Raw genomic sequence first — 6,228 nt, 5'->3', positions numbered from 1 at the left:
TTCCTCGCCGACGGCCGCATCGTCGACGAACTCGCCAACCCCACCGCCGACACCGTCCTGGACCGCATGCGCCGCTTCGACGCCAAGGGCCGCACCAACTAGGTCCGGTCCCCGCGTAGGCCGACATCACCCCAGACCCTCAGGACTGACACTCCCTCATGTACCGCACCGCACTGCGCAACGTGCTGGCCCACAAGGCCCGACTGCTGATGACGGTCCTCGCCGTCATGCTCGGCACCGCCTTCGTGGCCGGCACCCTCGTCTTCACCGACACCCTCGGCAACGCGCTCAAGTCCCAGAGCGCCAGGAGCTACACCGACATCGCCGTCACCATCAGCGACCGCGACGCCGTCGGCAAGGGGTACGACCTCGGTGGCAGGGGCACCGCCGGGCCCACCCTGACCGAGGACACGCGCAAGGCGGTCGCGGCGCTGCCGGGCGCCACCGAGGCCCGCGGCGTGGTCACCGGCTTCGCCGGCATCGCCGACCGCAAGGGCGCGCTGATCGGCGACGGCTTCTCCACCACCGGCACCAACTACGTGCCCGGCGCCGACGGCACCGACCCGCGCTACCCGCTCGTCGACGGCCGCGGCCCGCGCGGCTCGGGCGAGATCGCGCTGGACGCCAGGACCGCCGAGAAGGGCGGCTACAAGGTCGGCGACACCGTCCGCGTCGCCGTCAACGGCCCGGTGATGGAGCTGAAGCTCACCGGCACCCTGCGGACCAACGACCCGCGCGTCGCCTCCGGCGGCTCGCTCGCCGCCTTCGACACCCCGACCGCCCAGCAGCTCTACCTGAGCCCGGGCCGGTTCGGCGAGATCGACGTCAAGGGCGGGCCCGGCGCCGACGACACCGCGCTGCTCGCCGCCGTCAAGCAGGCCCTCCCGCAGGGCGACAGCCCGATCGAGGCGAAGACCGGCCGCCAACTCGCCGACGAGCAGGACCGGATGATCGAACAGGGCACCAAGGGCCTGAGCACCGCGCTGCTCGCCTTCGCCGCGATCGCGCTCTTCGTCGGCATCTTCATCATCGCCAACACCTTCACCATGCTGGTCGCCCAGCGCACCAAGGAACTCGCCCTGCTGCGCGCCGTCGGCGCGCGCCGCAAGCAGATCGTGCTGTCCGTGCTGGTCGAGGCGATGCTGGTCGGCCTGACCGCCTCGGTGGCCGGCCTGCTCGCCGGCATCGGCATCGCCACCGGCCTGCGCTCGCTGCTGAACGGCCCGATGGAGGCCAACCTGCCGGACGGCCCGCTGGTGATCGCCCCGTCCACGGTGATCGCCACGGTCGGCATCGGCGTCGTGGTGACCGTGCTGGCCGCCTGGCTTCCGGCCGTGCGGGCCGCCCGGATCGCCCCGGTCGCGGCGATGAGCTCGGTCGAACAGCCCGCCTCGCAGAAGAGCCTGCGGGTGCGCAACGCGATCGGCCTGCTGTTCACCGCGGCCGGCGTCGGCGCCCTGCTGGCCGGATCCACCGCCAAGGAGGGCAAGCTGGTCGGCCTCGGCGCCGGCACGCTGCTTATCGGCGTCTTCGTGCTGACGCCGCTGCTGGCCCGGCCGCTGATCGCCCTGTTCGCCCCGCTGCTGCGCAAGCTGTACGGCACGCCCGGCGTGCTGGCCCGGGAGAACGCCGTCCGCAACCCGCGCCGCACCGCGGCCACCGCGTCGGCGCTCACCATCGGCGTCACCCTGATCACCGCGCTGACCGTGGTCGGCGCCTCGGTGAACAAGGCCGTGGACGAGGCCACCGCGAGCGACATGAAGGCCGACTACACCGTCGCCATGCAGAACTACTCGATGCTCTCGCCCGAGGTCGCCACCCAGGTCGCCCGGACGCCCGGGGTCAGCGCGATGAGCGTCATGCGCACCGTCCCGGTCGAGCACGGCGCCGACGGCGACACCGAGTACGTCACCGGCGTGGACGCCACGACCATCGACCGGCTGGCCACCATCACGGTGACGTCGGGCAGCGCGGACGCGCTCAAGCAGGGCAAGGTGCTGGTCAGCTCCGGCTACGCCGAGCGCCTGGGCCTCAAGGTCGGCGACACCCTGGCCGTCACCTACCCGGACGGCGTCAAGGGCTCGCTGGCCGTCGGCGGCGTGTTGGAGTCCACCACCACGCTGGCCGGCCTGATCGCCCCGGACTCCGTGGTCGGCCCGCACGCCGCGCCCGGCACCGGGCTGGAGAAGGTCCTGGTCAAGGGTGCCGACGGCGCCGACGCCAAGCTGAAGCAGGCCCTGCGCGACGCCACCGGCGGCAACCCGCTGATCGCCGTCAAGGGCGAGAAGGACATCAAGGCGGAGAACCGCCAGATGGTCACCGCCGTGCTGAACATCATGTACGGCCTGCTGGGCATGTCCGTGGTGATCGCGGTCCTGGGTGTCGTCAACACCATGGCGATGTCGGTGTTCGAACGCCGCCGGGAGATCGGCATGCTGCGGGCGATCGGCCTGGACCGGCGCGGCGTCGGCCGGATGGTCCGGCTGGAGTCGCTGATGATCGCGCTGTTCGGCGGCGTGGTCGGGGTCCTGCTCGGCATCGTCACCGCCTGGGCGGGCAACCGCACGATGGCGGACTCCTTCAAGAACATCACCACCGTGCTGCCGCCGGTCCAGATCCTGGGCTTCCTGGTCGCCGCCGCCCTGATCGGTCTGCTCGCCGCCGTCTGGCCGGCCGGCCGGGCCGCCCGGACGGACATCCTGGGCGCGATCAAGAGCGCTTAGCCACCCGCCCCACCGCGCAGAACCGAGAGCGCCGCCCGCCGGGAACGTCCCGGCGGGCGGCGCTTTTCGCGCAGATACGATTCGTCAGCAGCCGTTGAGGATCGAGGTGAGCGTGCTCTTCTCGGCGCTGTCCACGGTCAGGCCGTAGAAGTACTTCACCTGCACCCAGGCGCGGGCGTAGGTGCAGCGGTAGGAGGTCTGCGGCAGCCAGTGGGCCGGGTCCTGGTCGCCCTTGGAGCGGTTGGAGCTCGCGGAGACGGCGATCAGCTGCGGGCGGGTCAGGTCGTTGGCGAAGGCCTTGCGCTGGTCCGTGGTCCACGCCCAGGCGCCGGAACGCCAGGCCTCGGCCAGCGGCACCAGGTGGTCGATGTCGAAGGACGAGGCGTTGGTGGTCGTCACGTTGTCGTAGACCGAGGTCCAGTTGCCGCTGACGGAGGCACAGGCGGAGTCGGTGACCACGCCGCTGCCGTCGCGCTTGAGGACCGTCTCACGGGTGTTGCAGGTGCCGGAGATGGTGATCCAGTGCGGGAACAGCGTCCGGTCGTAGGTGTCGTCGTGGGACTCCGCGGTCGCCGGGAGGGAGGCCAGGTACGAGCGGGCCGTCGCGGCGGAGACCGGGGTGGGCAGGGCGGCCTGAGCGCTACCGGCGCCGGCCAGCAGGGCGGTGAGGGCGAGCAGCAGGGCGCCGAGGGCGGCCGGCAGGGCGCGGTGCAGCGTGCGTATCGCAGGCATACGGGGACTCCAGAATCGTTGTGAGGGCAGGCGGAAGCCCCCGGGCGGAGCGGCCCGGGCTGGCAACCAGCATGGCGCGACAGGGGTTTACGCGGGTAGACCCTGGAGGTGAACTTTTTGACCGGTGGTCAGCTCGGAGCGGGGCGCTGCACGGCGCCGAGGTGTGCTGCACGGCGCTACGCGGCGCCGCGCGCGGCAGGGCGCCGCACCGCCAGCGCACCGGGGTGCGGCCCGCGCGCCGGGCTCAGGGGCGGGGCGCGGGGAGCGCAGGGCGGGTGGGCCAGGCCTCAGGAACGCACGCCGTACGGGCCGGCGACGGACTCGGCGAGCAGGCGCCGGCCCGCCGAGGTGGCGAGGACCGCGCGCAGGACGCCGTCCCGGGCGGCGCGGGCGGGACCGGAGCGCACCGTCCAGGCACGGGTCGCGAGATCGGTGCGGGCGAGGACGCCCACCGCCTCCGCGCGGCGAGCCCGCCGCCAGGCCGCGAGGGGCTCGGCGGCCGGACCGGCGCCGCGCCGCGCGGTCGCCCCGGGCAGTACGGCGGCGAGCGAAACCGCATCGCGCAGACCGAGGTTGAGGCCCTGTCCGCCGATCGGGCTGCAGACGTGTGCGGCGTCGCCGATCAGCAGGATCCGCCGCGGACCCCCGCGCGCGGCGAGCCGTCGATGGGTGCGGAAGGTGCTCGTCCAGCGGCATTCGTGGACGGCCGCCGTCCACCCCCGGACGGCCGCCTCGGCCACCAGGGCGGCCGGACCGTCGGTACTCTCGGCGCCGGGGCCGTCGGGACCGTCGGCCGCCCGCCCCACGGCAGGACGGTGCAGCACCACGCGGACCCAGCCGTCGAGGTGCATCGGCAGCACGACGAGCAGGCCGCGCGGCCCGCCGACCATGTGGACCCGGGCGGGGTCCAGCGAAGGATCCGTCACCCGCAGGTCGGCCAGCTGCCACCCACCCGGGTACGTCCGCCCCCGGAACGCCGTCCCGGTGAGCGCCCGCAGCGTGCTGGCGGCGCCGTCCGCGGCCACCACCCAGCGGGCCCGCACCGGGTCCAGCCCCTCGGGCCGGACGGTGACCCCGTCGGCGTCCTCCGCCATCGACCGCACGGGCGTCGACCGGTGCACCCGCACGCCCTGCTGCGCGGCCCGCTCCGCGAGCAGGCCCTCGGTGCTGCACTGCGGCACGGTGAGGATGTACGGATAGGGCGTGCGCAGGCCTGCGGTACCGAACCCGCCCAGCCGTCGCCGCTGCGCCCACAGCTCCACCGCCTCCACCCGGCGACCGAGCGGCAGCAGCGACTCCGCCAGACCGCTCGGGGCCAGCGCCTCCAGCGTCCGCGCGTGCAGGTCCGTCGCGCGCGACTCGGTGACCGGCCCCGGCCGGCGCTCCAGCACCACCACCGAGAGCCCCGCGCGGGCGAGCAGGAGAGCTGCGCTCAGGCCCACCGGGCCGGCGCCCACCACCACCACGTCCGCGTCCATCCGCACTCCGTCCGTCCGGGGCGGGCCCGGTGGATCCCGCCGGGCCCGCGGAGCCCGGCGCGCGGCCGGGCCGTCCACCCGTCAGTACGACGGCGGCGCCCGTCCAGTTGCACCCTCGGACCGCCGTTGCGGTGTGACCTGCCTCACGCCCGGCCGGATCCCGTTGTCGGTACCGCGTGGCACGATGTTCCGGTACGAAGCGCGGATGCCGGAGGGGGCGGGCCATGGAGCACAGCAGAGTGACGGGCGAGGATCCGGACGGGCACCAGCACGTCGTACGGATCGTCTCCCGCCGGCCCAACTCCGTGCGGGTCGTCTGCGACACCTGCGGCTACAGCAAGTGGTCGGTGGCCGGGGCGCGGGGCAAGGCCGAGCGGCACCTCGGGCAGGAGCACGAAGCGGAGTACCCGCGCCAGGAGATCCCGGTGGCACGCTGGGTCATGACGGCGATCGGTCTCGCCGTCTTCATCGTCTTCCTGTTCACCTACGGCCCCTTCCGGTAGCCGATCGGCGGCGCAAAGCCCCCGGAAATGCCGAACCGCCCCGTCCGGTGGGTGCCGGGCGGGGCGGTGGAGTGCCGTGGTGGGCGGGGCCGTGGGTCAGGCGGTCGTCTTCGCGGAGCCGGCCTGCGGCGCGACGGGCTTGGCGCCGACGAGGCCGAAGAACACCGCCAGCGTCGGGATCAGATACAGCGCCCAGACGACCAGCTGGAGCACCGTCGGGTCGGGCTGGAAGTTGAACACACCCTTGAGCAAGGTGCCGTACCAGCTGTCCTTGGGGACGGTGCTGCTGATGTCGAAGGCCAGCGTGTGCAGACCGCCCAACCAGCCGGCCTCCTGGAGATCATGCACCCCGTACGCGAGCACACCGGCCGCGACGACGACCAGCATCGCACCGGTCCAGGTGAAGAACCTCGCCAGATTGATCCTGAGCGCGCCCCGGTAGAACAACCAGCCCAGCACCACCGACGTCGCCAGCCCCAACGCCGCCCCGATGACCGGGTTGTAGCCGTCGTCCGTGGCCTGCACCGCCGACCAGATGAACAACGCCGTCTCCAACCCCTCCCGGCCCACCGCCAGGAACGAGGTGACCACCAGCGCGAAGGTGCCCATCGCCACGGCCGCGTCCAGCCTGCCGTGCAGCTCCGCCTTCAGATGCCGGGCGGTGCGCCGCATCCAGAACACCATCCAGGTGACCAGGGCGACCGAGACGATCGACAGCGTGCCGCCGAGCGCCTCCTGCGCCTCGAAGGTCAGCTGCGAGGACCCGAACTGCAGGACCGCGCCGAAGGCCAT

At 73.3% G+C, this 6,228-nt stretch carries 5 protein-coding genes and 1 pseudogene; 3 read left to right on the top strand and 3 right to left on the bottom strand.

Features of this window, described 5'->3' with window-relative positions; translation table 11 throughout:
- Together ACFVYI_RS42085 and ACFVYI_RS42080 are read left to right on the top strand one after the other, a co-directional pair.
- Positions 1-102, top strand: a pseudogene (locus ACFVYI_RS42085) (ABC transporter ATP-binding protein); the annotation flags it as partial.
- A gap of 56 nt (positions 103-158) precedes the next feature.
- Positions 159-2,723 carry an ABC transporter permease gene (locus ACFVYI_RS42080; RefSeq protein ID WP_387895363.1) on the top strand — a complete coding sequence of 855 codons (2,565 nt, stop codon included), beginning with the start codon at positions 159-161 and terminating at the stop codon, positions 2,721-2,723.
- 84 nt (positions 2,724-2,807) lie between these two features.
- On the opposite strand, the gene ACFVYI_RS42075 is transcribed toward ACFVYI_RS42080, so the two are convergent.
- The gene (locus ACFVYI_RS42075; protein WP_387895360.1) at positions 2,808-3,455 is read right to left on the bottom strand and encodes an HNH endonuclease family protein; all 648 of its coding nucleotides are present in this window, start codon (positions 3,453-3,455) and stop codon (positions 2,808-2,810) included.
- 287 nt (positions 3,456-3,742) lie between these two features.
- A complete protein-coding gene (locus tag ACFVYI_RS42070) occupies positions 3,743-4,933 on the bottom strand; it encodes an FAD-dependent oxidoreductase (RefSeq protein ID WP_387895357.1) in 1,191 nt (396 codons plus the stop codon).
- Between the two features lie 224 nt (positions 4,934-5,157).
- Here ACFVYI_RS42070 and ACFVYI_RS42065 point away from each other — a divergent pair, with 224 nt between their 5' ends.
- Positions 5,158-5,436 carry a hypothetical protein gene (locus ACFVYI_RS42065; protein ID WP_387895354.1) on the top strand — a complete coding sequence of 93 codons (279 nt, stop codon included), beginning with the start codon at positions 5,158-5,160 and terminating at the stop codon, positions 5,434-5,436.
- Positions 5,437-5,532: 96 nt separating this feature from the next.
- Here the strand turns inward: ACFVYI_RS42065 and efeU are convergent.
- Positions 5,533-6,228: iron uptake transporter permease EfeU (gene efeU, locus ACFVYI_RS42060; RefSeq protein ID WP_387895352.1), on the bottom strand; the 696-nt coding region annotated here is incomplete at its 5' end.

The organism is Kitasatospora sp. NPDC058218 (assembly GCF_042882445.1).
Lineage (GTDB): Bacteria > Actinomycetota > Actinomycetes > Streptomycetales > Streptomycetaceae > Kitasatospora.
This window is presented reverse-complemented; position numbering and strand designations above follow the sequence as displayed.

Coding starts and splice junctions, on each gene's coding strand:
- ACFVYI_RS42080 (WP_387895363.1), top strand. CDS start 159: ATGTACCGCACCGCACTGCGCAACGTGCTGGCCCACAAGGCCCGACTG.
- ACFVYI_RS42075 (WP_387895360.1), bottom strand. CDS start 3,455: ATGCCTGCGATACGCACGCTGCACCGCGCCCTGCCGGCCGCCCTCGGC.
- ACFVYI_RS42070 (WP_387895357.1), bottom strand. CDS start 4,933: ATGGACGCGGACGTGGTGGTGGTGGGCGCCGGCCCGGTGGGCCTGAGC.
- ACFVYI_RS42065 (WP_387895354.1), top strand. CDS start 5,158: ATGGAGCACAGCAGAGTGACGGGCGAGGATCCGGACGGGCACCAGCAC.